Genomic DNA, 26120 nt, shown 5'->3' on the forward strand with positions numbered 1-26120 from the left:
AATGTCTGATAATTTTAAAGCGTTAATTGTAAATCAAGAGGGTGAAAAGTTTTCAAGAGAAATTAAAACTATTGAAAAATCATTTTTAAAACATGGTGATGTCTTAGTTAAAGTTGATTATTCTACATTAAATTTTAAAGATGCTTTAATTTTAAAAAATGGTGCAAGATTAGTTAAAGAATTTCCACATATTCCAGGTATCGATTTTTCAGGCACAGTAGTTGAAAGTAAAAGTGAAAAATTTAAAGAGGGTGATGAAATAATCCAGACCGGCTGGAGAGTTGGTGAAATTTACTTTGGTGGATATTCTCAATTTGCAAAAGTAAATTCAAATTTTTTGGTAAAAAAACCTAAAGGAATTACATCTAGACAAGCAATGATGTTAGGTACTGCTGGTATGACAGCAATCCAATGCGCTTTTACGACTAAACAAACTAGAGAGGTTTTGTTGCTTGGAGAAAAAGTAAATGATGTAATTGTTACAGGAGCCTCTGGTGGAGTTGGTAGTATTGCCGTCATGATATTAAGTAAAATGGGTTGCAATGTAACAGCCGCAACAACTAAGCCAAATGAAGAATATCTTAAATCACTAGGTGCAAAAACTATAATAAAATCAGGTGATTTAGACAAAGAGGCTAGACCATTGGATAAAGGATTGTACGATGGTGCAGTTGATACAGTTGGTGGAAATATTTTAGCTAACATTCTATCCCATGTTAAGCCTAATGGAATAGTTGCTGCGTGTGGAAATGCATCAAGTATAAAATTAAATACTACTGTAATGCCTTTTATCATAAGAGGTGTAAAACTTTGGGGTATCGACTCTGTAAGTGTATCTATAAAGCGAAGAGAATTTTTGTGGGATGAAGTTTCGAAACTTGTAGATTTTGATTTACTTGAAAAGTCAATTAAAGAGATAAGTCTCGAACAACTTTTAGTTGAATATTCAAAAATGCTTGAAGGCAAAACTTCTGGAAGATACATTGTTAATGTTAATAAATAATGGATTGGGACAAGTTAAAAATATTTCATGCAGTTGCAGAAGCTGGTAGTTTTACAAGTGCAACAGTTAATCTAAATCTCAGTCAATCAGCAATAAGTAGACAAATTCAGGCTTTAGAGGAAGACTTGAAAGTAAAACTATTTGAGAGACACGCAAGAGGTCTTACTTTAACAGAAAATGGAGAATACGTATTCAAGACTGCCCATGAGGTAATTAGTAAGCTTAAAGAGGTCGAAACTTCACTTGGAGATCAAAAAAATAAACCAAGTGGTAAACTAACTGTCACCACTGTTGTAAGTTTTGGAACAACATGGCTAACCCCAAGAATTCAAGAATTCATGCAACTAAATCCAGATATAGAAGTAGAACTTATTTTTGATGACAAAGAGCTAGATTTAAGCACTAGGCAAGCTGATATTGGTATTTTTATGAGAAGACCTAAACAATTGAATTACATTCAAAAAAAATTGATAGATATAAATTACCATATTTATGGTTCTCCAAAATATTTGGAAAAACATGGTTTTCCTAAAAGCACAAGTGACTTAAATAAACACTCTTTTATATCATTTGGAAGAGGCGCTCCTTCACCAGTTTATAATCCTGATTGGGCTTTAAAATTAGGTACTAAAGATAATAAAAAAAGGAAAACTGTGATGAAAGTTAACAGTGTTTATGGCTTATTGTTAGCCGTTCAAAGTGGAGTTGGATTAGCTGCTTTACCTGATTACATTACAGTAAATCAGCCAAATATTGTTAAAGTATTACCAAATATAGAGGGCCCAATAACAGAAGCCCATTTTGTTTACCCACAATCAATGAAAAATGTAGCAAGAGTTCAGGCTTTTAGAAACTTTTTATATAGCAAAATCTCAGAGTGGGAGTTTTAATATCGCTTGACGCCTGCGTCAATATATGCGATTGATAATCATTATCATTGAGATTAATTATCATTTTCAATGAGATTAATTCTCATTATCAACAGTGCGGAAGAAGGGTAAATAAATAAATGAAAAAACTTAGTATATATACAATACTTCTAACTTTCATTTCTAGTTTAACGATAGCTGCTGAAGTTAATATCTTTAATGCAAGACATTACAAAGCTGATGCAGAACTTTACAGTAAGTTCACAAACAAAACTGGAATCAAAGTTAATTTAATAAACGGAAAAGCCGGAGCTCTCGAAAAAAGAATGATCGAAGAGGGAACAGATTCTTCCGCTGATCTTTACATCACTGCTGATGCTGGTCGATGTGGAGCATTCAAAGCAAAAGGAATGACGCAAAGTGGTCTAATTTCACCTGCAATAAAAGCAGCTGTTCCGTCAAACTTTAGAACAAACCATTGGACAGGAATTGCTAAAAGAGCAAGAATTGTTTACTACGCTCCAGATAGAGTATCAGGTGCAGAGTTGTCAGGTTTAACTTATGAAAGTTTAGCTGATCCGAAATGGAAGGGTAGATTAGTAATTAGAGCATCAGGTAATATATATAATAAATCACTTGTAGCATCATTAGTTAAAAATAATGGTAAAAAAGCTACAGCTGATTGGGCAAAAGGTGTTGTTGCGAACATGGCTAGGACACCAACAGGAAATGACCGAGCTCAAATTATGGCAGTCGCTGCTGGGGAAGCAGATATTGCTGTTGCTAATACATATTATCTAGCATTAATGTTATCAGGAAACAAAGGAGCAGAGCAACAAGCTGCTGCAAAAAAAGTAAAAGCTTTCTTTCCCAACCAAAATGATAGAGGAACACATATGAATATTAGTTGTGCTGCTTTAGTAAAAGGCGCACCTAATAAATCACATGCGATTAAACTTGTAGAGTTTTTATTAACTCCAGAAGCTCAAGAGCACTTTACAAATAATACTTTTGAGTTTCCAATGATCGATGGTGTTTCTCCAAGCCCGCTGGTTGTAAACAATATAGGATTAGATTTTAAACAAGATCTAAAAACTAAAGTTTCAAGTTATGGCGCTAAACAAGCTGATGCATTAGAGGTAATGACAGCAGCTGGTTGGAAATAATATGGAAGATAAAAAAGAATTTATTTCTGAAATTGATTATAATAAATCTTCTAAAGGATGCTCACCGTGTCTTTCAGAGTGTAAAAAAATCAATGACAGAATAAATAAAAGAAATTTATCTGATATTAAAGATAAGGAGGTTCCGCACATCCTAAAAGTTTTTGATTTTTAGATAATTTCTTGATTATATGCCAATGGACATCTCCTCTATGGGCATATTTAATTTCATGATTATAAGGCGGATTATAATATGAAAAAATTTAATATTTGGTACCTAAGCTCTTTTCTCATCTCTTTTGTAATTTTAATTCCTATAGCAACTGTTTCTTTCAGTTTTTTTGAGGAGACAACAGAATATTACAAAATTTTAAAAGAAACTTTTTTAGTAGAATATATATATAATTCTGCAACCTTATTACTTGGAGTTTTAATTTTAACTTTTATTTTTGGAACAGGTACAGCTTATCTTGTTTCTTTTTATGTCTTTCCAGGAAGTAATTTTTTTAAATGGGCTTTAATATTATCTTTTGCTGTTCCTCCGTATATTTATGCGTACTCTATTTTTGCTTTCTTTGATAATTATGGAACAGCTTTTACCATTCTCAAAAATTTATTTGGTGAGGGGGAATACAATAAACACATACCGAAATTTAGTGGCATGTTTGGAGCGATATTATCATTATCCTTTTCTTTATTTGCCTATGTCTATATTTTAGCTAGAGCTTCTTTTTTATATCAATCTCAAAATTTAATAGACCTTAGTAAAAATTTGGGATTTTCTAAAATAAGGGCTTTTTTAAAGGTTATTTTACCATCTGCTAGGCCCGCAATAGTTGCTGGATTGTCATTAGTAGCAATGGAAACTTTAGCAGAATTTGGTGCTGTAGACTTCTTTTCAATAAACACCCTTACAACTGGAATATATAATTCATGGATAACATTTGATGACCTTGCATTTGCAAATAGACTTTCATTCTTTTTGTTATTATTTATTTTTGCTTTATTCATTTTAGAAAATTTATCAAGAAAACAAGCAAAATATCATTCAAACTCATCGAGCAGATTTAAACAACGAGAGAAATATAAATTAGATGGAGGAAAAAGTTTTTTGGCATTTTTATTTTGCTTTGTAATATTTTTTTTAAGTTTCATATTTCCATCTAGTCAAATGTTGTATTGGACAATTATTTATTCTGATAATCTTTTTGATTTAGAAGTATTAAGTCTAATATACAATACCATATATTTAGTTTTTTTATCAAGTTTAGCACTTATCATTTTTTCATTTATATCTAATTACGGAATGAGGGTTTCAAAAAGCAAACCATTAAATGTGATGAATACTCTGTCAATATCCGGATATGCAATACCTGGTGTAATCTTAGCAATTGCATTTATTACTTTTATCGCATGGTTTGATAATAATTTTGTAAAATTATTTGGATTTGAATCTATCAAAAAAGTATTTTTTGGTTCAATACTAGGACTTGTTATAGTTTATTTTATTAGATTTTACTCATTAGCGTGTAACGGTATAAAGTCAGGGTACGAAAAAATTAACCTTTCTGTTGATGAAAGTGCATATTTACTAGGTTATTCGAAAATTAGAACATTTGTTAATATACATATACCTTATTTAAGAAATTCAGTTTTGTTTGTAGCAATTTTAATTTCTCTAGAAATAATTAGGGAGTTGCCAATTACTTTAATTTTAAGACCATTTAACTTTGAGACATTCGCAACTACTGCATATATATATGCATCTGAGGATTTATTAGAGGCAGCTGCAGCACCGTCTTTATTTTTAATCTTAATTGCCAGTGTATTTATTTTGTCAACATCTAAGTTTATATTACGAGATTAAATGAAAAATATTTTTGAAATTAAAAACGTAAATTTTTCAGTGGATGGAATTGAAAAAGTAAAAAACGTCTCTTTTTCTATTGAAAATGAGGGAGATATAATTTGTTTATTAGGACCTTCAGGCATAGGCAAAACTACAATTTTAAGAACTATCGCAGGGCTTGAAAAAATTAATAAAGGTGAAATTTTTTTAAAAGGTCAATTAATTTCTTCAAAAGATAATCATGTCGAACCAGAAAATAGAAATATATCATTAGCTTTTCAGGATAATTGTTTATTCCCTCACTACACTGTAGAAAAAAATATTCAAATAGCTGTAAATAAGAATAAAAATAAAACTAAAAAAATTAGTCCTGATTTTATAATTAAATTGTTAAATTTAAATAATGTCTTAAAAAAATTTCCTCATCAAATAAGTGCTGGTGAAGCTCAACGTGTTTCTCTAGCGAGATCACTAGTATTTGAACCAGACTTATTACTTTTAGATGAGCCACTGTCAAACGTTGATCAAAGCTTTAAGGAAGAAATACAAATACAATTAAAAAAAATCCTAAAAAACCTTAAAATAACAACAATTGTAGTAACCCACGACTCATATGAAGCTTTTTATTTAGGTAATAAATGTGGGGTTGTTTTAGATGAAAAATTAAAACAGTTTGATGATCCTTATAAAGTCTACCATTATCCAAATTCTGTTAGTGTAGTTAACTTTTTAAATAGAGGAATTTTGATACCAGCCAAAGTCACCGGAAAAAACACATTAGAAAATGATGATTTAGGTACTATTGAAGGTAAATTTGTTAAACCTGCTGAAATAGGTTCAAATGTTAAATTACTTTTGCAACCCGAAGATCTTATTCATGACGATAAAAGTAACTTAAAATTTGATGTGGTAGACAGAAAATTTAGAGGGACAAACTTTATTTATACTCTTAGAACAGAAAAGGGTAATTTAATACCAGTTTTCGTTCACTCTCACCATATTCACCAACATGATATAGATGAAAAATTTGGTATAAAAAAACCGGTTTATATTGATCATTTAGTTTGCTTTTAAATTATTTATCTGTCTTGACATAAACCGAAACACCTCTTGTATCTATATCCACATCAAATTTTTTATGAAGAGGAGGAAATGCCCTTTGAGAACAATCTAATCTATCACAAGTTCTACATGATACACCAATCGGTATTTCGGTTTTTTTATCATTTAAGTTTAAATTTTCTGTATATACAAAGTCCTTTGCGTATTTCGCCTCACAACCTAATCCAATAGACAGCATACTTTTCTTTCTTCCGTATCTACCAACACCTTTCTCTACTGTTTTTGCAATACAAACATATTTTTTTCCATTACTCATTTTACTTACAGCTGCTTGAATGACACCTGGTCTAGTAAAGGCTGAATAGACGTTCCATCTAGGACATGCTCCACCGTATCTTGGTATTTCAATACCAGACAAAGAAAATCTTTTTGATATGTTTCCAGCTATATCTACTCTTAACATATGAAAAGGTATACCAGGTAACTTAGGATCCTGCAGACAAGTTACTCTATGTGCCACTTGTTCAAAAGACGTAGCAAATGTATTTTGTAGTAATTCCAAATCATATTTTAATTTTTTACATTCAGAATGAAATAATTTGTAGGGCATCAATATAGCTGCAGCACAATAATTTAATAAGGCTATTTTTGTTAATCTTTTTGCCTCATCTGAGGGAAATTTAAATTCTGATAAATACTCATTAATTTCATTTATAGCTCCTTCCTGTGCTATTTGAGCAGCAGCATGTAATTTTTTTGTCTCTAATGAATTATATTCGCTTAATAAAAGTTCTTTATTATTTTTGTTAAAAATTTTTGAAAATGGTTTTCCTTCTTCCGGAATAATATCTTTAACATTAATTGAATACTCTGTTTTTAAAAAATCACAAAGAGCAACATATCTAGTTCTATTGTTTAATTGTACTTTATTAAAAATTTTATTTGCAAACTCTTCAAGTTTTGGAAAATAATTTTTTTTCTCTTGTAAAAAATCTGATATTACTTCACCCGGAAATGAAGTCTTACGGCTGTCAATTATTTTACCTGAAAGTGTTTCAACTTTACTTATAATTTCATGGTCTTTTTGTTTATAATTATCTCCTAGTTTGATCAAAGCTCTTGCTATCTTAGGGTTAGTATTTACAAGATCTTTCACTTCAGGACCAAGAATATCTAGATCTTCAAATAATTGATCATCTAACAATTCTGAAATATCATTCACTAAATTTAAATCTGATTTATTTGTTAAATCTGATAATTCTATTTTGAGCTCTTCACAAACTTTAAGAAGTAGATCTCCATCGATTTTTCTTTTACCACTTTCTATTAAATTGAGGTAACTAGGTGAAATTCCTAGTTGCTCAGCTAGTTTGTTAGCTTGAAGTCCCAATTGTCTCCTAAAAGACTTGATTTTTGGGCCTATTTTTACATCTAATTGACTCATAATTTTCTATTTGTAAATTTTGTAAATAATAATTTACAATAAATTTATTGATTTTACAAGTATTATTAAGTTATTTATAGATTTTGTAAACTTTGTAAATTATAAAGTTTACATGAACAACAAAAACAAAATAAAAAATCAAGTAAATAAGGCTTTAAATTCTGACCATGAGAATCAAAATCACTCTGACAACTCTGGCATTTATTTAAGAGATGATCATTGCGATTGGGGTTCAAGTGGAATGAATGAGTTTACTAAAGAGTATAATAGTAACTAATTTTAAAGTCTTAATTATTAATTATTTCTAAGGAAAAAAATGAGCTCCGAGTCTAAGATATCATATGACCTAAAAAGATTTGCTGGAGTAAAAAGAGATTATACCCCGGAAGATGTAGAAAGATTAAGAGGATCTATAAAAATAGAATATTCGATGTGCAAACATCAATCTCAAAAATTGTGGAGATTGTTAAACTCCGAGCCTTACGTTAATACATTAGGTTCGTTGTCTGGAAATCACGCAGTCCAGCATGCAAAAGCTGGCCTTAAAGCAATTTACCTAAGTGGATGGCAAGTGGCAGCAGATGCTAATAGCGCAGGTGAAATGTATCCAGATCAATCATTATATCCATATGACAGTGCCCCAAAACTTGTAGAGTCAATGAATAATGCTTTGATGAGAGCTGATCAAATTCAGCACATGGAAATCAATGATGGTCAAATGAAATCTAAAGACAGAGTTGATTATATGTTACCGATAATTGCTGATGGTGAAGCTGGATTTGGTGGACCACTTAATGTTTTTGAGTTAGCTAAAAAATTTATAAAAGCTGGCGCTGCTGGAGTTCATTTTGAGGACCAGCTAGCAAGTGAGAAAAAATGCGGACATATGGGAGGAAAAGTATTGGTTCCAACAAGTACAATGATAAAAAATTTAAAAGCCGCTAGGTTAGCTGCTGATATTGCCGATGTTCCTTTGATAATTTTAGCAAGAACAGATGCTAATGCAGCAAAATTAATTACAAACGATCATGATGAAAACGACAAACCATTTTTAACTGGTGAAAGATCACCAGAAGGATTTTATTATGTTAAACACGGAATTGATCAAGCAATATCTAGAGGACTTGCATATGCACCATACTCTGACTTAATTTGGTGTGAGACAGCAACTCCAAATTTGGAAGAAGCTAAAAAATTTGCTGACGCAATACACAATAAATTTCCAGGTAAATTACTAGCTTATAACTGCTCTCCATCTTTTAATTGGAAAAAACATTTGTCTGACTCTGAAATTGCAACTTTTCAACAAAAAATTAGTGCGATGGGATATAAATTCCAATTCATCACACTTGCGGGCTTTCATACGCAAAATATTGCAATTTTTGAATTAGCAGAAAAGTATAAAAAAGAAGGAATGACCGCATATTCAAGAATTCAAGAGCAGGAATTTGCTAGAGAAAAAGACGGATACACTAGTGTTAAACATCAAAGAGAAGTTGGAACATCATATTTTGATGCTGTTTCAAATACGATTAGTGGTGGAAAGAGTTCTACAACTGCCATGGAAGGTTCAACGGAAAAAGAGCAATTTTAAATTAATTATTTACAATCAAAAAATATTTATATAAATTTATTCAATGGGGTGCTGTTAAGGCTGAGAAATACCCATTGAACCTGTCCGGTAATTCAGAAAGGGATAAATGGAACAACAAAACATTTTAAATCCAACATCTGCTATTATATTAATTTTATTAATTAGCTTTTCTTTTGTTATTATTGGTTTTTTTTACTCAAAAAAATTTAAAGGTTTAAATAATTACTTAGTAGCGAATAGATCAGTTGGAACATTCTCATTAACATGTAGTTTAGTAGCTTCTGCTTTGGGTACCTGGATTTTGTTCGGTCCTGCATCAGCTGCAACATGGGGCGGGATAGGTGCGGTTATTGGTTATTCACTTGGAACTGCGTTTCCCTTATTTGCAATTATTTTTATTGGAAAAATATTTAGAAATTCTTACCCAAAAGCAAAAACTTTAATTGAAGTTATTAGATTAAGGTTTGGAAAACATATATTTAAGTTGATCTTAATTTTGTCGATATTTTACATGACCATTTTTTTGATTGCAGAGGTTACAGCTGTATCTATTTTGATAAATTATATTTCAGGAACCAAATTATGGGTTACTGCTTTGATAGTTATTTCTAGTTCACTTATATATACACTATATGGTGGTTTAAGAGCTTCAATATTCACTGACAATATCCAATTCGTAGTTTTTACATTATTATTGTTAATAGCTTTTTCTTATTTATTTTCATTTAATACAAACGAATTTAGTTTTGAATTTATAAATAAAAATAAGCCAAATTTATTAAGCAAAAATTACATTCCTAACTTTACCGCAGGCTTAACATTCTTTATTGCTGTTGCAGCTACTAATCTTTTTCACCAAGGAAATTGGCAAAGAGTTTATGCTGCAAAAAATAACGATGTTTTAAAAAAGAGTTTGTTATTTTCCTTTTTAATAATAATTCCCATTGTATATATGATGGGTTTTACAGGATTAGTGTCTGAATCTAAAAATTTGAATGTAACACCTGATCTCGCTTTTTTTTCCTTATTATTAAATAAAGAAATACCTACGTTGTCTATTATAGTCATTGTGCTGGGAATATCTTTGACTATAAGCAGTATAGATACACTTATAAATGCTATATCAAGCCTAATTATAGTAGATGGAAAAAAAATTTTAAGTTCTAATAAAGATTACTTAAAATTATCTAGAAATATAATTATAGGCCTTTCTTTTATCGCTTTATATGTTGCCTCAAAAGGATTTAGTATCTTGTATCTATTTTTGCTAGCCGACTTGTTTTGTTGTACGGCGGTTTTGAGTATATTTTATAGTTTTTACTCAAAATCATTTAGTGAAAAAACAGCTTATATCTCAATTGTAGTCGGGTTGTTAGGAGGTATATTGTTATTTCCAAGTCCTGATTTTTCAAAAAGCATCTTAGTTGGCATTCTGTTTCCTGCAAGTTATTTCCCAGATTTTGTAACACAATCTCTTTTATTTCTCTCGTTTATAGCGGCAACATTACTTCCAGTTTTAACTTGGAAAGTAAAGTAAATATATTATTATGTAAAAATGTTTGAATTTGTTTTACCCTTTATAATATTAATTATCGTTGTAGTTTTTGTTCATGAATATGGACATTACTATTTTGCAAGAAGATATGGTGTTGGTGTAACAGATTTTTCTATAGGTTTTGGAAAAGAATTGTTTGGATGGAACGATAAAACTGGAACTCGATGGAAAATATGTTTAATACCCTTAGGCGGCTACGTAAAATTTTTTGGAGATAGAAATGTATTTTCTCAGTCAGACCGAGATGAAATTTTAAAAAAATACAAAGAAGAGGATAGAAAAAAACTTTTCACTTTAAAACCTTTGTACCAAAGATCTTTAATTGTTTTTGGTGGACCTTTGGCCAATTTTATTCTAGCAGTAGTAATTTTTTTAATGATTAATATGTTTGCTGGTAAGGATTTTACGCCAGCTATGATTGATGAGGTTAAAAAAGACAGTCCCGCTTATACCGCTGGTTTGAAGAAAAATGACGTAATTTTATCAATAGATAATAATGATGTAAAAAGTATTTTAGATGTATCAAAGTACATTACTCTTTCCACTGCAGAATTTATCGATTTTGAAGTTTCGAGATATGACCAAAAAATTTTAGTTAAGGTTAGACCAGATTTTATAGATTCTGAAGATAGTTTAGGTAATAAAGTTAAAAAAAGAATGATTGGAATAACTCTACTGCCTTACAATAATAACGTTAATCATAAAAAACTTGGACCAATCAAAGCAATGTATTATTCATTGACTGAGGTTTATTTTGTTACTACCTCTACACTAAAGTATCTTGGGACTATAATTACTGGAAAAGGTGATAGTTCTCAGCTAGGTGGACCCATAAGAATTGCAAAAATTTCTGGTCAAGTTGCAGAATTTGGTATTATTCCTTTTTTAAGCATGATGGCTTATATTTCTATAAGTCTTGGTTTAATTAATCTATTTCCAATACCATTACTTGATGGTGGTCACTTAATGTTTTATGGAATAGAAAAAATCCTTGGAAGACCCTTAAGCGAAAAAACCCAAGAAGGTTTTTTTCGAATCGGAATGTTTTTACTGTTGAGTTTAATGTTTTTTGCAACTTACAATGACCTCAAAGATTTAGGCTTATTTTAAAGGGTTTTTTAACATTAAAAAAACCAATGAAATCAACGTTTTTTTTACACTACATGTTGTGTTTAAAACCAGATTAAACACTAAAAAAAAGCTTGATTTACAAAGGATTTTGTCAAATATAGAAATAACCTAATACCGGAGCTAAAATGAACAAAAAACAACTAGTCGCTAAATTAGCTGGATCTTTAAATCAAAGCAAAGCTGATGCTGAGCGAACATTCGATACCATAACAAACACCATTTTAGATGCTTTAAAAAATGATGATTCTGTTAAAATAGCAGGTTTTGGTACCTATAAAGTTGCTAAAAGAAAAGCAAGAATTGGTCGAAATCCAAGAACAGGAGAACAAATCCAAATCGCTGCTTCTCAAAAGGTAAAATTTTTACCTGCAAAAGCACTTAAAGAAATATTCAATAAATAGATATTTCCTCTAAACAGCCTTTATTAATTAAAAGTTAATAAAGGCTGTTTCTACATGCAATTTATGCATACCTATTAAATCGAGTTAGCAATAGTTATTACCTTACAAAAATTTATAACAAGATTTTCTAAAAGGGAGGAATAATGAAAAAACTATTTAATAAACTGTTAGGATCAGTAGTAGGTTTTACTTTCTTACTAAACATGACCAGTGTTGGTTATGCTGAAACTACAGTATCCGCTGAAGTCGGATTTATATTTAATACTTTCTTATTTTTAGTTTGTGGATTTTTGGTAATGTTTATGGCTGCAGGATTCGCAATGCTTGAAGCAGGAAGTGTAACTTCAAAAAGTGTATCAGTTATATGTGCAAAAAATATCGGTCTATTTTCTATTGCAGGAATGATGTTTTGGCTATTTGGATATAATCTAGCCTATGGAATTCCAGAGGGTGGTTATATTGGTAAATTTTTACCGTGGTCAGATGCTAGCGCTGTAGACACAGGCTATTCAGATGGCTCTGATTGGTATTTCCAAATGGTATTTTGTGCAACAACAGTATCAATTTGTTCTGGTGCATTAGCAGAGAGAATTAAATTGTGGCCGTTCTTATTATTTGCTGCAATATTAGCAGGAATTATATACCCAATAGTAATGGGTTGGCAATGGGGTGGAGGCTGGTTAGCTTCTGCAGGTTTTTCAGATTTTGCCGGTTCAACTTTAGTACACTCAACTGGAGGTGCAGCAGCATTAGCAGGTGCGTTATTACTTGGACCAAGACTTGGAAGGTTTACAAAAAAAGGAGATCCAGCTCCAATGAAACCATTTGCAGCTTCTTCAATACCTTTAATAACAGTTGGAGTATTTATATTATGGCTAGGTTGGTTTGGATTTAATGGTGGATCACAGTTAGCAATGGGTACAGCAGATGATGCTATTGCAGTATCAACAATCTTCATGAATACATTTTTAGCAGGTGCCGGTGGAGTAATGGCAGCAGCAACTATGACTAGATTACACTTTGGTAAAACAGATGTAATACAAATGTTAAATGGATGTATTGGTGGATTAGTTGCAATCACAGCAGAACCATTAATGCCATCACCATTTGCTGCAATATTAATCGGTGCAGTAGGTGGTATTATAGTTGTTTATGGAACTAAATTGCTTTTTGCCATGAAAATTGATGATGTAGTTGGAGCAATTCCAGCTCACATGTTTGCTGGTATATGGGGTACAATAGCAGTTCCGTTAACAAATCCAGATACAAGTTTTGGAGCTCAGTTACTTGGAATAATCTCAATTAATGCTTTCGTTTTTGTGGTTGCTTACATTGTTTGGGCGATTATGAAAAATACTATTGGTATCAGATTAAGTAAAGAAGCAGAACTTAAAGGTACAGACGTCGTTGAAACTGGCGTAATAGGTTACGCTATACGAGATTAAACATCTCTCCCTCTTTGGTTTGACGTTTAATTAAGGCCTCCTAGAAATAGGAGGCCTTTTTTATTTATTTTAAAGTTTATTATCTTTAAGAAAATTATAAATTTCTTCTGCGTGACCTTTAACCCTCACATTTCGCCATTCTTTTAAAATAACATTTTTCTTTAATAAAAAAGTACTTCTAATTAAACCCATAAATTCTTTTCCCATGAACTTTTTTTTACCCCAAACTTTAAAATCTTTAATAGCAATTTTATCCTCATCAGATAACAACTCAAATTTTACTTTGTATTTCTTTTTAAATTTTAAATGACTTTCGATTGTATCTTTAGAAATTCCATATATTTCACAGTTAAGCTTTTTAAATTTATTGTAAAACGAGTTAAAATCTTTTGTTTCTAGTGTACATCCTGGAGTATCATCTTTAGGATAAAAATACAAAACTGTAAATTTTGATTTAATTTTATTTAATATAACTATCTCATTAGATGTTCCTATTAGCTTAAAATTTTTTGCTTTTCTCATCTTGTGGAATTTCTAATCCATTTTAAAAAATCTTCATTACCTGAGGAAATTTTAGAAAATATAATACAAGGCACGTCATAAGAGTGTAATTTTTTTACCTCTGAAATTATTTTAGTCTGCAGTTTTTTTGTTGTCTTTCCTGTTATTATAACCTCTTTGGAGAATTTGACTTTGCTTTTCCAAGAAAAAACAGATTGGATATTATTAAAAATATTTGCACAGGCTATCAATTTTTTTTTTACCAAAACTGATGAAATTTTTTTAGCCTCTTTAATATTGGTGCAAGTTATGTAAAAAAATATTTGCATCAACTTATATTATTTTCATCCCAAAGCTTTTTAATATCTACGAAGGGAGATAAGCCATAACTTGAATTTACATTGGTTAGATGAATAGACAGTGTATTTATTGGTGATATACCAATCTCATTTAACAAAATTTCGTTAATATATTTTTCAAAAGGGTCATGTCTTTTTTCACAAGTTTTTTTTAAATTATCCCAATATTTTTCCAGCATATTTTTAGATATTATAAAGGTACATAAAATTTTTTGGACTGTTCTCCAGTGTTGATTACTACCTATTAAAATATTTGTTTTTTCATTAGTCATATAATTAAATGGATAATCACAGGGACAAACTATAATATCTTTTTCAATTTGTGAGCTTACCCTTTCATAAGTATTGATCATATCATTTAAAGAATTTTCAAAATGCAAATAATCATCCTCCACAAAATAAATTAAATCACTATTTTCCTTTTTTGCAGTTTCGAAACATTTTAATAAGCTAGATAAGTTAGAAAATGTTTCGTTATTATTATTTTCAAGTATCTTTTCCTTATGTTCTTCTTTTTTATGATTTATGATTGAATATTTTGGGTGGTTTTTATCTAGAACACTCTTAATTTTATTTAAATTATCTGATTTAGAATTGTCATCAATAATTACTAAGTTAATATTAATTAATGAATTCTCTTTTTTAAGTCTGTTAATAGATTTTGTTAATGAAAATAAACATCTTAATACGTACTCGATTTTTGGTTCTTCAAAAACTCTCTTTTTATTTTGGTCCCAAATGTCTATGTTAGAATTAGTTCTAAATATAATTGACAAATTTTTAATTTTTTTTGTTAATTTTACCTCACCTAAAGGAAGAATTATTGACTTATCTTTACTAGATAATTTTTCATCAAGGTTTTTTTCAAGAGTAGGTGAGTAAAATTCGTTTTGATCTATTAACTCGAAGCCTATTAACCTACTTATCTTTATAAACAATTTTTTAAAGATGTTTTTTTTCATTTTTTTTGATATTAACAGATTACACATATATGACTATTAAATCATCACAAGATCTCGTTAATAATGCATTAAAAGAAATTAAGACTATTACAAGCAATGAGGCTGCAAAATTATTTAAGGAAAATAAATGTAATTTAATTGATATTAGAGACATTAGAGAACTTGAAAGAGATGGAAGAGTAAAAAATTCACTACATATTCCGAGAGGTATGTTAGAATTTTGGATGGATCCATCTAGTCCATATTACAAACAAGGAAAAATTGATCCATCAAAAGAAACAATATTGTTTTGTGCTGCTGGTTTAAGATCTGCTCTTGCCACTAAAACTTTGCAAGACATGGGTTTTAAAAATGTGTCTCATGTTAATGGTGGTTTTAATACTATTAAAGCAAGCGATTTTGAAATTATTTAATTACCTCATCAATAACATAATCTAACCTGTCTTGCCCCCAATAAATTTTATTATTATAAATAAAGGTCGGAGCACCAAAGATTTTTTTAGAAAAGGCTTCATCGGTGAGCAATTTTAGCTTTTCTTTAGTCTCCTTTTTCTCTATATCTTGAAAAAACTTATTAACATCAATGCTTATCTCTTTTAATTTTTTTTCAAAAATACCTCTATCTGATAAATCTAAATTTAACTGCCAGTAGGAATTAAAAAAAGTATCTATATATTTTTCAAGTAAATTATCCTTTAAAACTAAAGTTCCTCTCATTAAATATAAAGAATTAATAGGAAATTTTTCATTAAAATGAAAATTGATACCAAGTTTCTTTGAAATCATTTCACAATCTTGAATCATAAATTCATTTTTATGACCAATAAATGCATTAGCGGTTATCCCAGCTAATTTGTGCAAACCACCTAAAAGCATTGGTTTGTATGAAAAATTAATATTTTTAACTTTTATAATTTTTTTAATTTTTTTGTGCGCAATATAAGTATATGGACTCGAAAAATCATAATAAAACTCGATTACTTTAGTCATACAATGATAATTTTTTTGCGAAAAAGATTCTTATTAGCCAGTAAAAAAACAATCCAATTGGACCTATAAAATATGTAATCAATAGAGGAAAAAAAACCAAAAATTTTGACATAGAAAATTTTAAACTATCACTAACAATCCACGCACCACAAAATAAATTTACCGCTAAAAAATGGCACCAAAACATAATTAAAAAACCTGTTTCAGAAAATAATTCAGATAATTGAGCCAAACCTAGATAAAGATTAAAATTATTCTTAAAATCAAATTCTGTTAGAAAGAAGTAATATAATAAATATGCATAAATAAATGAAAAAATCATAAATGGAAATATTGATCTAACCATATATTTGCTTACACCAGAAGTGGGAAAAAATAATAGTACTAACCAAAAGGGTAGAACACCTAAATTCAACCATAAGTAAATTATTGGGACTGTGAAGAAGTTATTAATTTGTTCAATCATTAAAGTTTATAATATATTAAAAATTAAAATGATTCCTTTAAAAAATAAAAAAAAAAGTTTTGAAGATACAGTTCAAGAGATGAGAGATTTTTCAACGAAGTACATTGAAAAGTATGCTCCATCAAAGCAGCAATTAAGGACATATTTACTTAAAAAATATTTGAAATTTGGAGCTGTAGGAATAAAAAAAAATGAAATAAAAGATTTGATTGATGTAGTTCTGAATGATTTAGAAAACTCCAAATATTTAAACGACAAATTTTATTCTAATAGCAAAGCAAAAAATCTTATTCAAAGAGGTAGCTCTATCAACAAGATAAGAAATTATTTAATGTCAAAAGGCATAAACCAAAAATTTGTTAAAGAAACTTTAGATAAAATAAAAGATGAAAATGAAGATCAAGATTTTTTTTCTGCATTAAAAATATGTAAAAAAAGAAGAATAGGCCCATGTAGAGTAGAGGACAACAGACCGTTATTTTATAAAAAGGATATTGCAGTTTTAGCTAGAAATGGTTTTGATTTCGATACATCAAAACGAGTTATGGATCTTTCCAAAGAAGAGTTTGAAAAAATTACTCGTCTTTTTTAGTTTTCTTATTTTTTTCAACTAAATAATAATCAATTTTTGATTTAATAAAGTTTTTAACTACTACGAAAATAATTAAACCAAAAATTGATACACTAACAATTATAATTAAAATTATTCTAAGCTGTTCACTCATTAAGAAGCAATCTTGCACTTTTTATTACTAAACTAGGATTTTTAAAACCTTTTTTTCCATAAAATATTTCATTACCTTTTATATCTTTTACCGAACCTCCAGCATTTCTCAAAATTGCATCACCTGCTGCTATATCCCATTCAGAAGCTCTAGGATCTGCAACATATAAGTCAAACTCTCCAGAGGCAATAACACAAAACTTATAAGAACTTTTCATTTTTGTTATTTTTTTTATGTCATATTTTTTATGAATATCTTTTATTTCACTTTTGATATTATCAGAGTAAACTAAAGCATTTAGTTCTTTATTTATAGAACTGCCCCCAGAATCTAATTTAATTTCTACATTATTTTTTAATTCAAAACTGTTATTAATACCAAAAGTATAAAATAACCTTTTTTTTGCTGGTGCATTAATAATCGCTATCTCAGGTTTTTTATTAATAATTAAACCAGCGTTTAAAGTAAATTCTTCTTTATTATTTAAATAGTCGTATGTTCCATCTATTGGATCTATCAACCAAAAAGTTGATAGACTATCAGAGTCTTTATTGTCAGATACTTCTTCTGAAACAATTGGAATTTCAGGAGTTATTTCTTTTAATTTACTAGTTATTATTTTATTGACCTCTAAATCCCCATTAGTAACAGGAGTATTATCATCCTTTATAATTTTCTTTAAACCCTCATCTCTTAACTTAAGAGCAATATCTCCAGCATTAATAAAAGTTTTAATTAATTCATGAATAATTTTTTTTTTTAACTTATCGTCCATTTATTTTTAATTTAGTTAACTCAACTATATTTGAATTTATTACTTTTTTACCTACATTTTCAAAATTAACAGTAACTTTCCCTTTGATAATAGATTGTACTTGTCCAATTCCCCAGTCTTTTTCTTTAGGATTAACTACTTTGTCACCTGGCTCAAAATCTAAAATCATATAGTTTAACTTATAATAGAAAAAAGTATAATTTCCAAACTTATGAAAAATATTTTAAATTCTCTTGGATTTGAAAAGAGCCCAAAAGATACAACTGTTGTTGTTGCAATGTCAGGCGGAGTAGACTCTTCTACTGTTGCAGGCATGATGAAAAAAGAGGGTTATAACGTAATTGGTATCACCCTAAAGTTATATGATGATAATAAGGAGGTAGCTGCTTCAAAAACTTGTTGCTCAGGTCAAGATATATTTGATGCTAAAAGAGTAGCTAACAAATTAAATATTGAACACAAAATTTTATATTACCAAAATAAATTTAAGGAGGGTGTTATAGACAACTTTGTAGACAGCTATTTAAAAGGAGAAACACCAATTCCGTGTGTTCAATGTAACAAGACTGTAAAATTTAACGATTTATTTCAAGAGTCGTTAAACATTAAAGCAGATGCTTTAGTTACTGGTCATTATGTAAAAAGTATAACAAAAAATAATCAAACAGAAATGTACAGAGCCATCGACACAAACAGAGACCAAAGCTACTTTTTGTTCAACACTACTAGAGATCAATTAAATTTTTTAAGATTTCCATTAGGAAATTTGTTAAAAAAAGAAACTAGAGAAATAGCACAAAAACTTCAATTAAATGTTGCAGACAAACCTGATAGTCAAGATATTTGCTTTGTACCAAATGGTGATTATGTATCAGTTATTCAAAAATTTAGGCCTGATGCATTTAAAAAAGGAAATATAAAAAATTCTGTTGGTAAAGTCTTAGGAGTACATGAAGGGGTTGTAAACTTTACTATTGGTCAAAGAAGAGGAATAAAAATCGCAGCAAAAGAACCTTTATATGTAATAGATATAAATCCTGACAATAATGAAATAATTGTTGGTGAAAAAAAAGAATTAATAAAAAAAAATATTAATTTAAAAAACTTAAATCTTTTAGCTGATAAGAAATATTTTGATGAAAATATTTTTGTAAAAGTAAGATCTACAGGCAAACTTTTAAAATCTAAATTAAATCTAGATAATAGCAAAATATCTTTAACACTATTAGAAGATGAATATGGTATTTCACCAGGTCAAGCATGTGTTTTTTATAAAAAAGATATAGATGGCGATAGAGTCTTAGGCGGAGGCTGGATTACTCGGTAGTTAGTTTTGTTTTTTCCACATGAAGAAAGTTAGGACATAAAATAATATAACACCTAGAAAAAAGTCCCACTCTAGGGCATGCTTAATATGCTTATTACCTGGCATACTCACTATCGGTATGCTTACTATCATTACAAACACTAAAATTGACACTAAAATAGCTTTTAATTTTAAGAATTTTAAATTTATAAAACTTAATAATTTATTTTTTATAGAGTAAAAGGTAACAACTAAATAAGCTTGGGCTACCACTTCAAAAATAATAAAAACTAACATTATTACTCTTCTGAATAATTTATACAGATCGTAATCAAATTTAATACCTAAAAAAATTGAATGAATGATTAAACAGATAGCTGAACTAATACCAAATATTATAATTTTTCTCAAATTTTTATGTTCACCATGTATGTTCAAAATAATTTTTTTAACATACAGCCAATATCTTATCAATAAGTAAGCCGTTAGAAACATGGCTGGTTTGAAAATTAAGTATGTTGGAAAAACTCTTGCAGTTCTGCTTATTGATGCGCCTCCATCAATATATGGAATTGTATTATGTATTACATGTTCTTTGTTTGGAAATAGTTCATGAAAGTTCGTTATTAATATCAGACAAGTGTTAATAGCTAAGAAAGGAATTATAAAAATCCATATACTTATGGATTTGACTTTATTTATGGTATCCATTTTGAGTAGATTTATTTTTTCTTATTTTTTTTTCTAGCTCTTCTTTTTTTTGACCCCATCTTTCTCCTACCACGATGTTTCTTTGGGTATCCCATAAGTTTTCTCCTTTTATTATTTTATTGACTTATATGTGGGATATAGCATTGTCATATTTAGTTATCAAATTTTTTTATGGGTTATTCATTTAAAACTTTTTTAAAACATACTGCTAAAGATTTCTATAATCAGTCGGTAAATCCTCCAGTTGTTAGAGCATCTACAATTTTGTTTAAGTCTCTAAATGACATTAGAAAAACTCAAAAAAGACACTTAAAAGATCCTACAGGAGGCCATTTTGATTATGGAAGACAAGGAACTTCAACTACACATGCATTATCAAAAATTTTAACAAAATTAGAGGAATCATATCATGTTTTCCTAACACCAACTGGTTTTGGTTCCGTTTTTCTTGCAATGTTTAGTGTGGTAAGACCTGGAGATGAAATTCTAGTTTCTGATCCAGTATATAGTCCTACGAGAATATTAACTCAGGATTTTTTCAAAGATTTTAATATTAAAGCCATATTTTATAATCCAAGAGATTTGTCCACACTAAAAAATAATATAACAAAAAAAACAAAATTAATATTTGTTGAAAATCCAGGCAGCAACACATTTGAATTTCAGGATCTCTCAAAAATAATTTCTATTGCTAAAAAAAATAAAATTTTTACAGCTATGGATAATACATGGGGAACTCCGTATTTCCTTAAACCTATTAAGTTAGGATTTGATATGGCTATTGTTTCAGCCACAAAGTACTATTCTGGACATTCAGATGTAATGGGGGGAAGTTTAGCAGTCAATAAAAGGGTATTTAAATTTGTTCAAAGAGCAGAAAAAATTTCTGGTTTAAGAATGGGACCAGATGATGCTTATTTAATAATTAGAGGTCTTAGGACTTTAGATACGAGATTAGATAGACACGAGATAAATACTAAAAAAATTGCTTCCTTTTTAAACATACATAAAAAGATTACAGTTTTGTATCCTTTCAAAAAAGGAACCAAAGATTATAAGATGTGGAAAAAATATTACAAAGGTTCCTCTGGTTTAATGGGTCTTAAAATAAAATCTAAAAATAAAATTTCAATCGACAGATTTGTAAATTCATTAAAATTGTTTGGTTATGGATATAGTTGGGGCGGTTTTGAAAGCTTAGCATTGCACCAAAAAATTAAAGAACAAGGAAAAAGAAAATACTTGAATTTATCAAAAGATGAACACATCGTTAGATTACATATTGGTTTGGAAGATCCTAAAGATTTAATAAACGACTTAAAAAGTTCATTAAAGTTTATTAAATGAGCTCAGAAAAGTTTATAAAAAATAATTTAGCATTAGTTACTTTAATTGCAGCATCACTAGTAGTTTTTATATCTTTAAGTGTAAGACAAGTTTTTGGCATGTTCTTCATGGACTTTAATGCAGATTTAGGAATTACTAACACAGAATTTGGTTTAGCTATTGGTATACAAATGTTAGGTTGGGGTTTATCTGGTCCAATTTTTGGAGCAATTGCTGATAAATATGGTGGGCATAAAGCTATATCTTTAGCTTTTGTGTTTTACATTTTTGGTATTTACTTTTTGTACAATGGTCCCAATACAGGAATTTACTTCCAAATTTGGTTAGGTGTTCTAGTTGGAATAGGTTGTGGTGGAACAGCTATTAGCATACCAATGTCGATTGTTGGTAAGCATTTTCCATTATCAAATAGAACAATTGCGATGAGTATTGTAACAGCAGTAGGGTCATTTGGATATTTTTTATCGCCATTATTTACAAATTATTCACTTGGAAACTATGGATGGGTACAAACATTATTTTATTTTATGTTATTTTTGTCTTTAGGTTTTCTGATATCTTTTTTTGTTCGTTCACCTCAAATAAATGAAACAAAAGATGGAGGTAGTCAATCAACTATAGAAGCTTTGAGTGAAGCTTTTAAATATAAAAGTTATTTATTACTTTTATCTGGTTTTTTTGTTTGTGGTTTTCATATAACATTAGTTGGAACTCACGTTCCAAAATATGTTATCGATAGAGGTCTAGAAGATTGGACCGCTGCAATGATATTGTCTTTAATAGGATTATTTAATATCTTCGGATCACTTTTAAGTGGCTATCTTTGCACAAAAAGAAAAAAGAAAACAATTTTAAGTATAATTTATTTCTTACGAGGTGTTTCAATATGTTTGTTTATTTTCTTACCTCCTAGCACGTTAGGTTCTATTTTTTTTGGAGCAAGCTTTGGTATTTTGTGGCTATCAACTGTTCCTGCAACCAGTGGGATTGTTGCACATATTTTTGGAACAAAGTATCTAGGATTATTGTATGGGTTGGTTTTTTTAAGCCATCAAATTGGCTCATTCTTTGGAGCTTATCTAGGCGGATTATTTTATGATTTATATGGCTCTTACGACTATGCGTGGTATTTGGCAATTGCATTATCAATTTTTGCAGGTTTAATACACTTACCAATTAAAGAGCAAGCTATTGAGAGATTACAAAAAGCATAAACTAAGATTTAGTCCTTATCTGGAAAGGCTATATCAATCCGATAAGCCGATGATTATCTATAAATTTGGAAACAAATATAAAATTTTTACAGATTTTTCAAAAAAAATAATACTTAATAATTCAAACATAAAAAGTTTTTTAAGTAGTTTTTCAAATAAAAAATATAAAAAAGAACAGGATTTATTTATAGGTTTTTTTGGATATGAAATATTGTGCAATTTATTAAATATAAGATTAAAAAATCAGAAAAAAACTAATTTTTATAAAGGAATTTTTTATAAACCAGAGACTGTAATTATAATAACTGATAAAGTAAAAATTTTATCAAATATCAAAAAACATACATTTAATAAAAAATTTAACCCGACAAAGACTCTAAGCCCTTTTAAAATAAACATCAATTTCAAAAAATATAAAAAAATTTTTAATTTATTCTCAAAAAAAATCAAACAAGGTGAAACCTATCAAATTAAAATTTGCACTAAGTACAAAAATAAGTCAGTAATAAATCCAGTCAATTTTTTTTGGAAATTAATGAAAGTAAATTCCTCGCCTGAATCTTTTATGATAAGAGATAAAAATTATTCAATTGTCAGTTGTTCCCCAGAAACTTTGATTGAAAAAAGAGGCTTAAAATTAAAAACAAAACCCATAGCTGGAACTTTAAAAAAAAACTCAAAGCTCAATAAATCAAAAGCACTTATTTTTTTTAAAAATAATAATAAAGAAACTAAAGAACATAATATGATTGTTGACATGGAAAGAAATGATTTATCAAGAATTTGTGTGCCAGGAAGTGTAAAAATAACAAGAAAAAAATATGTAGAGGAATATAAGCACCTTTTTCACTATGTGACTAATATTGAAGGAAACTTGAAGAAAAAAATAAAACTTATTGATATTGTAAAATCAATGATGCCAGGTGGATCTGTAATAGGTTGTCCAAAAATTAGAACACTGCAGCTGCTTAACAGTCAAGAAAAAGAAGATAGAAATATATTTACTGGGAGTTTTGGATTTATTAAGTTTAACGAAGATCTGCGTTTTAATATAATAATTAGATCAATTTTAAATTTTCAAAACAAATCTGAAATATCTGCAGCATCAGGGGTTGTATTGGATAGTTCCCCAAAAAAAGAATTCAACGAAAATTTTATAAAAGCAAAATCTTTACTTGAATTATTTAGATGATTTATATTATTGATCACCAAGACTCTTTCACATGGAATGTTGTTCATCAATTTGCTGAATTTGAAAAAGTACACTGTACTGACTATTTCAATTTAAACTTAAAATTACTTCGAAGATCAAATGTAATAGTTTTTTCTCCTGGCCCTGGATCTCCTAAAGATTATCCTCAAACTTCAAAAATATATAAAATGTTTAAAGGAAAAAAAAAGATCATAGGTATTTGTCTAGGATTTCAATTAATATTATCCAACGAAGGAGGAAAAATTAAACAACAGAATAAAATATTTCATGGTTATCAATCAAAAGTTAAAGTAAATAATAAAAGTAGAATATTTAAAAAAAATAAAGTATTTAAAATTGGAAGATATCATTCATTAAAATTAAATGAGCCTTTTAAGTCTAAGGATATAGATATAACTATGCGTTGTACAAAATCGAATATTCCAATGGCTTTTGAAGATAACTTAAATAAAGTTTATGGATTTCAATTTCATCCCGATTCATTCTTGACCGAAAATGGTAAATTTTTTATAAAAAAAATCCTTTCAAAGTAAATTTAAAATTATTTTTATTGTGAGTCCAAAATTTTATATCTTAAAATATACACGATTCAACTATAACACTAATAAGTTCTAGCATATTTAAAAAAGCTATGTTAATTTGTTGTCTATGAAAAATTTATCTAAAGTTGCAAACGAAAAAAAAATAAAATATTTTTTAATAAGTTTTGTTGATTTATTTGGTGTATTAAGGTCAAAATTAGTTCCTAAACAAGCTATAAAAGAAATGCAAAAAAATGGCGCAGGATTTGCAGGTTTTGCTGCTTGGTTAGACATGACTCCTGCTGACAAGGACGTATTTGCTGTTCCAGATCCAAATAGTTTAATTCAGTTGCCCTGGAATAGAGAAGTTGGCTGGTTAGCTTCAGATCTTTGGATCAATGGAAAGCCTTTGGACGCATCCCCAAGAGTGATGCTTAAAAATCAAATTAAGAAATTGCAAAAAAAAGGTTTTACTATGAAATCTGGTGTTGAATGTGAATACTTTCTTATTACAGCAGATGGCAATTCAATCGCAGATTCTAAAGACACTCAATCAAAACCTTGCTATGACCAATTAGCATTGATGAGAAGATATGATTTAATAAAAGAAATTTGTGACTACATGATTGAAATGGGATGGGGCCCTTACCAGAATGACCATGAGGACGCTAATGGTCAATTTGAGATGAATTGGAATCATGATGATTGTTTGGTTACAGCAGACAGACATACTTTTTTTAAATTTATGGTAAAGACCATTTCAGAGAAACATGGCCTGAGAGCTACATTTATGCCCAAGCCATTTAAGAATTTAACTGGAAATGGATGCCACGCACATATCTCTGTATGGAATGGTAAAAAAAATAAATTTTTGGATAAATCAAATGATCTAGGTCTAAGTAAAATGGCTTATAATTTTATTGGAGGTATAATTAAAAATGCATCGTCGTTGACTGCTTTTCTTAATCCAACTATAAATAGTTATAGAAGAATTAGTGCTCCACTTACAAAATCTGGTTCATCGTGGTCACCAAGTAGTATTTCCTATACAGGCAATAATAGAACCCATATGATAAGAATTCCAGACTCAGGGAGATTTGAATTAAGGTTGATGGATGGTTCCACCAATCCGTATTTATTGCAAGCAAGCATAATAGCAGCTGGTTTAGATGGGTTAAAAAATAAGATTAATCCAGGAAAACCATTGCATTGCAATATGTATAAGGAATATAAAAAATATCCTAATCTTTTAAAGCTTCCAGATAAATTAGATCAATCATTAACAAAATTAAAAAACAATAAATTTATGAATGAGGCCTTTGGCCATCGAGTGATTAATAGTTATATCAAGCTTAAAAATTCTGAAATTAAGGAATTTAAAAAAAATGAAGTTTTCGATAAAAAAAAGTCTGTTACTAAGTGGGAGCTAGATAATACCTTAGACTGTTAGTATTTCACTATTTTATTTAATGGCTAGTTGTGTAAAAAAAACTTTTTTTTCAATCTTTATAATA

Annotated in this window: 30 protein-coding genes; 20 read left to right on the forward strand and 10 right to left on the reverse strand. The window is 29.1% G+C overall.

Annotation, left to right across the window (positions count from 1 at the left end):
• The first annotated feature begins 1 nt into the window (after position 1).
• From AMN80_RS00705 to AMN80_RS00725, 6 genes are all read left to right on the forward strand, one after another.
• Entirely contained in the window at positions 2-1003 is a 1002-nt protein-coding gene (locus AMN80_RS00705) for an acrylyl-CoA reductase family protein (RefSeq protein ID WP_075520114.1), read from the forward strand.
• A complete protein-coding gene (locus AMN80_RS00710) occupies positions 1003-1893 on the forward strand; it encodes a LysR family transcriptional regulator (RefSeq protein WP_075520115.1) in 891 nt (296 codons plus the stop codon). Before AMN80_RS00705 ends, AMN80_RS00710 begins: the two co-directional genes overlap by 1 nt.
• Before the next feature lie 119 nt (positions 1894-2012).
• Positions 2013-3038: an extracellular solute-binding protein gene (locus AMN80_RS00715; RefSeq protein ID WP_075520116.1), complete on the forward strand. Its 1026-nt coding sequence runs from the start codon at positions 2013-2015 to the stop codon at positions 3036-3038.
• Position 3039: 1 nt separating this feature from the next.
• The gene (locus tag AMN80_RS05515) at positions 3040-3210 is read left to right on the forward strand and encodes a hypothetical protein (RefSeq protein WP_179850262.1); all 171 of its coding nucleotides are present in this window, start codon (positions 3040-3042) and stop codon (positions 3208-3210) included.
• Between the two features lie 78 nt (positions 3211-3288).
• Positions 3289-4902: an ABC transporter permease gene (locus AMN80_RS00720; RefSeq protein ID WP_075520117.1), complete on the forward strand. Its 1614-nt coding sequence runs from the start codon at positions 3289-3291 to the stop codon at positions 4900-4902.
• Positions 4903-5958, forward strand: a complete 1056-nt coding sequence (locus tag AMN80_RS00725) for an ABC transporter ATP-binding protein (protein WP_075520118.1) — start codon at positions 4903-4905, stop codon at positions 5956-5958.
• A gap of 1 nt (position 5959) precedes the next feature.
• Here the strand turns inward: AMN80_RS00725 and AMN80_RS00730 are convergent, their stop codons facing one another.
• The gene (locus AMN80_RS00730; RefSeq protein ID WP_075520119.1) at positions 5960-7390 is read right to left on the reverse strand and encodes a helix-turn-helix domain-containing protein; all 1431 of its coding nucleotides are present in this window, start codon (positions 7388-7390) and stop codon (positions 5960-5962) included.
• Positions 7391-7502: 112 nt separating this feature from the next.
• On the opposite strand from AMN80_RS00730, the gene AMN80_RS05520 reads away from it, so the two are divergent.
• The 6 genes from AMN80_RS05520 to AMN80_RS00755 all read left to right on the forward strand — a co-directional run bounded on the left by AMN80_RS05520 (position 7503) and on the right by AMN80_RS00755 (position 13516).
• Entirely contained in the window at positions 7503-7667 is a 165-nt protein-coding gene (locus AMN80_RS05520; protein WP_179850263.1) for a hypothetical protein, read from the forward strand.
• Between the two features lie 39 nt (positions 7668-7706).
• On the forward strand, positions 7707-8984 hold the full coding sequence (gene aceA / locus AMN80_RS00735; protein WP_075520120.1) for an isocitrate lyase: 1278 nt from the start codon (positions 7707-7709) through the stop codon (positions 8982-8984).
• A 106-nt stretch (positions 8985-9090) separates the two neighbouring features.
• On the forward strand, positions 9091-10521 hold the full coding sequence (locus AMN80_RS00740) for a sodium:solute symporter family transporter (protein ID WP_075520121.1): 1431 nt from the start codon (positions 9091-9093) through the stop codon (positions 10519-10521).
• 18 nt (positions 10522-10539) lie between these two features.
• Entirely contained in the window at positions 10540-11649 is a 1110-nt protein-coding gene (gene rseP, locus AMN80_RS00745) for an RIP metalloprotease RseP (protein WP_075520122.1), read from the forward strand.
• 146 nt (positions 11650-11795) lie between these two features.
• A complete protein-coding gene (locus AMN80_RS00750) occupies positions 11796-12071 on the forward strand; it encodes an HU family DNA-binding protein (RefSeq protein WP_075520123.1) in 276 nt (91 codons plus the stop codon).
• Positions 12072-12214: 143 nt separating this feature from the next.
• Positions 12215-13516 carry an ammonium transporter family protein gene (locus tag AMN80_RS00755; RefSeq protein ID WP_075520124.1) on the forward strand — a complete coding sequence of 434 codons (1302 nt, stop codon included), beginning with the start codon at positions 12215-12217 and terminating at the stop codon, positions 13514-13516.
• Positions 13517-13585: 69 nt separating this feature from the next.
• Here the strand turns inward: AMN80_RS00755 and AMN80_RS00760 are convergent, their stop codons facing one another.
• From AMN80_RS00760 to AMN80_RS00770, 3 genes are read right to left on the reverse strand one after another with little or no spacing between them, the layout of a single operon-like run.
• Positions 13586-14038 (reverse strand): peroxiredoxin, encoded by a 453-nt coding sequence (locus tag AMN80_RS00760; protein ID WP_075520125.1) that lies wholly within the window; start codon positions 14036-14038, stop codon positions 13586-13588.
• Complete coding sequence (gene cutA / locus AMN80_RS00765; RefSeq protein WP_075520126.1) at positions 14035-14346, reverse strand: divalent-cation tolerance protein CutA; 312 nt, start codon at positions 14344-14346, stop codon at positions 14035-14037. Before cutA ends, AMN80_RS00760 begins: the two co-directional genes overlap by 4 nt.
• The gene (locus AMN80_RS00770; protein WP_082256518.1) at positions 14346-15338 is read right to left on the reverse strand and encodes a glycosyltransferase group 2; all 993 of its coding nucleotides are present in this window, start codon (positions 15336-15338) and stop codon (positions 14346-14348) included. The genes cutA and AMN80_RS00770 overlap by 1 nt, the downstream gene beginning before the upstream one ends.
• Before the next feature lie 29 nt (positions 15339-15367).
• On the opposite strand from AMN80_RS00770, the gene AMN80_RS00775 reads away from it, so the two are divergent.
• Complete coding sequence (locus tag AMN80_RS00775; RefSeq protein ID WP_075520128.1) at positions 15368-15751, forward strand: rhodanese-like domain-containing protein; 384 nt, start codon at positions 15368-15370, stop codon at positions 15749-15751.
• Here the strand turns inward: AMN80_RS00775 and AMN80_RS00780 are convergent.
• Positions 15744-16328 carry a DsbA family protein gene (locus AMN80_RS00780; protein ID WP_075520129.1) on the reverse strand — a complete coding sequence of 195 codons (585 nt, stop codon included), beginning with the start codon at positions 16326-16328 and terminating at the stop codon, positions 15744-15746. The two genes, AMN80_RS00775 and AMN80_RS00780, sit on opposite strands and share 8 nt — an antisense overlap.
• Complete coding sequence (locus AMN80_RS00785) at positions 16321-16794, reverse strand: ABA4-like family protein (protein ID WP_075520130.1); 474 nt, start codon at positions 16792-16794, stop codon at positions 16321-16323. Before AMN80_RS00785 ends, AMN80_RS00780 begins: the two co-directional genes overlap by 8 nt.
• Before the next feature lie 28 nt (positions 16795-16822).
• Here AMN80_RS00785 and AMN80_RS00790 point away from each other — a divergent pair, with 28 nt between their 5' ends.
• Positions 16823-17386 carry a regulatory protein RecX gene (locus AMN80_RS00790; RefSeq protein WP_075520156.1) on the forward strand — a complete coding sequence of 188 codons (564 nt, stop codon included), beginning with the start codon at positions 16823-16825 and terminating at the stop codon, positions 17384-17386.
• On the opposite strand, the gene AMN80_RS05525 is transcribed toward AMN80_RS00790, so the two are convergent.
• From AMN80_RS05525 to AMN80_RS00800, 3 genes are read right to left on the reverse strand one after another with little or no spacing between them, the layout of a single operon-like run.
• Positions 17370-17519 carry a hypothetical protein gene (locus AMN80_RS05525; RefSeq protein WP_179850264.1) on the reverse strand — a complete coding sequence of 50 codons (150 nt, stop codon included), beginning with the start codon at positions 17517-17519 and terminating at the stop codon, positions 17370-17372. The genes AMN80_RS00790 and AMN80_RS05525 overlap by 17 nt on opposite strands.
• On the reverse strand, positions 17512-18294 hold the full coding sequence (locus AMN80_RS00795) for a 3'(2'),5'-bisphosphate nucleotidase CysQ family protein (RefSeq protein WP_075520131.1): 783 nt from the start codon (positions 18292-18294) through the stop codon (positions 17512-17514). Before AMN80_RS00795 ends, AMN80_RS05525 begins: the two co-directional genes overlap by 8 nt.
• The gene (locus AMN80_RS00800) at positions 18284-18463 is read right to left on the reverse strand and encodes a DUF3553 domain-containing protein (RefSeq protein WP_075520132.1); all 180 of its coding nucleotides are present in this window, start codon (positions 18461-18463) and stop codon (positions 18284-18286) included. Before AMN80_RS00800 ends, AMN80_RS00795 begins: the two co-directional genes overlap by 11 nt.
• Before the next feature lie 42 nt (positions 18464-18505).
• On the opposite strand from AMN80_RS00800, the gene mnmA reads away from it, so the two are divergent.
• The gene (gene mnmA, locus AMN80_RS00805; RefSeq protein WP_075520133.1) at positions 18506-19621 is read left to right on the forward strand and encodes a tRNA 2-thiouridine(34) synthase MnmA; all 1116 of its coding nucleotides are present in this window, start codon (positions 18506-18508) and stop codon (positions 19619-19621) included.
• Here the strand turns inward: mnmA and AMN80_RS00810 are convergent, their stop codons facing one another.
• Entirely contained in the window at positions 19622-20311 is a 690-nt protein-coding gene (locus AMN80_RS00810) for a hypothetical protein (protein WP_075520134.1), read from the reverse strand.
• 171 nt (positions 20312-20482) lie between these two features.
• On the opposite strand from AMN80_RS00810, the gene AMN80_RS00815 reads away from it, so the two are divergent.
• From AMN80_RS00815 to glnT, 5 genes are all read left to right on the forward strand, one after another.
• Entirely contained in the window at positions 20483-21658 is a 1176-nt protein-coding gene (locus AMN80_RS00815; protein WP_075520135.1) for a trans-sulfuration enzyme family protein, read from the forward strand.
• Positions 21655-22872 carry an MFS transporter gene (locus tag AMN80_RS00820; protein WP_075520136.1) on the forward strand — a complete coding sequence of 406 codons (1218 nt, stop codon included), beginning with the start codon at positions 21655-21657 and terminating at the stop codon, positions 22870-22872. Before AMN80_RS00815 ends, AMN80_RS00820 begins: the two co-directional genes overlap by 4 nt.
• A 49-nt stretch (positions 22873-22921) precedes the next feature.
• Positions 22922-24064 carry a chorismate-binding protein gene (locus tag AMN80_RS00825; protein WP_075520137.1) on the forward strand — a complete coding sequence of 381 codons (1143 nt, stop codon included), beginning with the start codon at positions 22922-22924 and terminating at the stop codon, positions 24062-24064.
• Positions 24061-24618: an aminodeoxychorismate/anthranilate synthase component II gene (locus AMN80_RS00830; protein WP_075520138.1), complete on the forward strand. Its 558-nt coding sequence runs from the start codon at positions 24061-24063 to the stop codon at positions 24616-24618. The genes AMN80_RS00825 and AMN80_RS00830 overlap by 4 nt, the downstream gene beginning before the upstream one ends.
• Before the next feature lie 115 nt (positions 24619-24733).
• Positions 24734-26056, forward strand: a complete 1323-nt coding sequence (gene glnT, locus AMN80_RS00835; RefSeq protein ID WP_082256517.1) for a type III glutamate--ammonia ligase — start codon at positions 24734-24736, stop codon at positions 26054-26056.
• The last annotated feature ends 64 nt before the right edge of the window (positions 26057-26120 follow it).

Source organism: Candidatus Pelagibacter communis, from assembly GCF_001179985.1.
GTDB lineage: Bacteria > Pseudomonadota > Alphaproteobacteria > Pelagibacterales > Pelagibacteraceae > Pelagibacter > Pelagibacter ubique_J.

What these genes read in the sequence shown, in the direction of transcription:
- AMN80_RS00800 (WP_075520132.1), bottom strand. Translation starts at nt 18,463, where the DNA reads ATGATTTTAGATTTTGAGCCAGGTGACAAAGTAGTTAATCCTAAAGAA.
- AMN80_RS00795 (WP_075520131.1), bottom strand. Translation starts at nt 18,294, where the DNA reads ATGGACGATAAGTTAAAAAAAAAAATTATTCATGAATTAATTAAAACT.
- rseP (WP_075520122.1), top strand. Translation starts at nt 10,540, where the DNA reads ATGTTTGAATTTGTTTTACCCTTTATAATATTAATTATCGTTGTAGTT.
- AMN80_RS00810 (WP_075520134.1), bottom strand. Translation starts at nt 20,311, where the DNA reads ATGGATACCATAAATAAAGTCAAATCCATAAGTATATGGATTTTTATA.
- glnT (WP_082256517.1), top strand. Translation starts at nt 24,734, where the DNA reads ATGAAAAATTTATCTAAAGTTGCAAACGAAAAAAAAATAAAATATTTT.
- AMN80_RS00815 (WP_075520135.1), top strand. Translation starts at nt 20,483, where the DNA reads ATGGGTTATTCATTTAAAACTTTTTTAAAACATACTGCTAAAGATTTC.
- AMN80_RS00760 (WP_075520125.1), bottom strand. Translation starts at nt 14,038, where the DNA reads ATGAGAAAAGCAAAAAATTTTAAGCTAATAGGAACATCTAATGAGATA.
- AMN80_RS00750 (WP_075520123.1), top strand. Translation starts at nt 11,796, where the DNA reads ATGAACAAAAAACAACTAGTCGCTAAATTAGCTGGATCTTTAAATCAA.
- AMN80_RS05525 (WP_179850264.1), bottom strand. Translation starts at nt 17,519, where the DNA reads ATGAGTGAACAGCTTAGAATAATTTTAATTATAATTGTTAGTGTATCA.
- AMN80_RS00755 (WP_075520124.1), top strand. Translation starts at nt 12,215, where the DNA reads ATGAAAAAACTATTTAATAAACTGTTAGGATCAGTAGTAGGTTTTACT.
- AMN80_RS00715 (WP_075520116.1), top strand. Translation starts at nt 2,013, where the DNA reads ATGAAAAAACTTAGTATATATACAATACTTCTAACTTTCATTTCTAGT.
- AMN80_RS00710 (WP_075520115.1), top strand. Translation starts at nt 1,003, where the DNA reads ATGGATTGGGACAAGTTAAAAATATTTCATGCAGTTGCAGAAGCTGGT.
- aceA (WP_075520120.1), top strand. Translation starts at nt 7,707, where the DNA reads ATGAGCTCCGAGTCTAAGATATCATATGACCTAAAAAGATTTGCTGGA.
- AMN80_RS00725 (WP_075520118.1), top strand. Translation starts at nt 4,903, where the DNA reads ATGAAAAATATTTTTGAAATTAAAAACGTAAATTTTTCAGTGGATGGA.
- AMN80_RS00770 (WP_082256518.1), bottom strand. Translation starts at nt 15,338, where the DNA reads ATGAAAAAAAACATCTTTAAAAAATTGTTTATAAAGATAAGTAGGTTA.
- AMN80_RS00740 (WP_075520121.1), top strand. Translation starts at nt 9,091, where the DNA reads ATGGAACAACAAAACATTTTAAATCCAACATCTGCTATTATATTAATT.
- AMN80_RS00790 (WP_075520156.1), top strand. Translation starts at nt 16,823, where the DNA reads ATGATTCCTTTAAAAAATAAAAAAAAAAGTTTTGAAGATACAGTTCAA.
- AMN80_RS00785 (WP_075520130.1), bottom strand. Translation starts at nt 16,794, where the DNA reads ATGATTGAACAAATTAATAACTTCTTCACAGTCCCAATAATTTACTTA.
- mnmA (WP_075520133.1), top strand. Translation starts at nt 18,506, where the DNA reads ATGAAAAATATTTTAAATTCTCTTGGATTTGAAAAGAGCCCAAAAGAT.
- AMN80_RS05515 (WP_179850262.1), top strand. Translation starts at nt 3,040, where the DNA reads ATGGAAGATAAAAAAGAATTTATTTCTGAAATTGATTATAATAAATCT.
- AMN80_RS00730 (WP_075520119.1), bottom strand. Translation starts at nt 7,390, where the DNA reads ATGAGTCAATTAGATGTAAAAATAGGCCCAAAAATCAAGTCTTTTAGG.
- AMN80_RS00705 (WP_075520114.1), top strand. Translation starts at nt 2, where the DNA reads ATGTCTGATAATTTTAAAGCGTTAATTGTAAATCAAGAGGGTGAAAAG.
- AMN80_RS00820 (WP_075520136.1), top strand. Translation starts at nt 21,655, where the DNA reads ATGAGCTCAGAAAAGTTTATAAAAAATAATTTAGCATTAGTTACTTTA.
- AMN80_RS00780 (WP_075520129.1), bottom strand. Translation starts at nt 16,328, where the DNA reads ATGACTAAAGTAATCGAGTTTTATTATGATTTTTCGAGTCCATATACT.
- AMN80_RS00720 (WP_075520117.1), top strand. Translation starts at nt 3,289, where the DNA reads ATGAAAAAATTTAATATTTGGTACCTAAGCTCTTTTCTCATCTCTTTT.
- cutA (WP_075520126.1), bottom strand. Translation starts at nt 14,346, where the DNA reads ATGCAAATATTTTTTTACATAACTTGCACCAATATTAAAGAGGCTAAA.
- AMN80_RS05520 (WP_179850263.1), top strand. Translation starts at nt 7,503, where the DNA reads ATGAACAACAAAAACAAAATAAAAAATCAAGTAAATAAGGCTTTAAAT.
- AMN80_RS00830 (WP_075520138.1), top strand. Translation starts at nt 24,061, where the DNA reads ATGATTTATATTATTGATCACCAAGACTCTTTCACATGGAATGTTGTT.
- AMN80_RS00825 (WP_075520137.1), top strand. Translation starts at nt 22,922, where the DNA reads ATGATTATCTATAAATTTGGAAACAAATATAAAATTTTTACAGATTTT.
- AMN80_RS00775 (WP_075520128.1), top strand. Translation starts at nt 15,368, where the DNA reads ATGACTATTAAATCATCACAAGATCTCGTTAATAATGCATTAAAAGAA.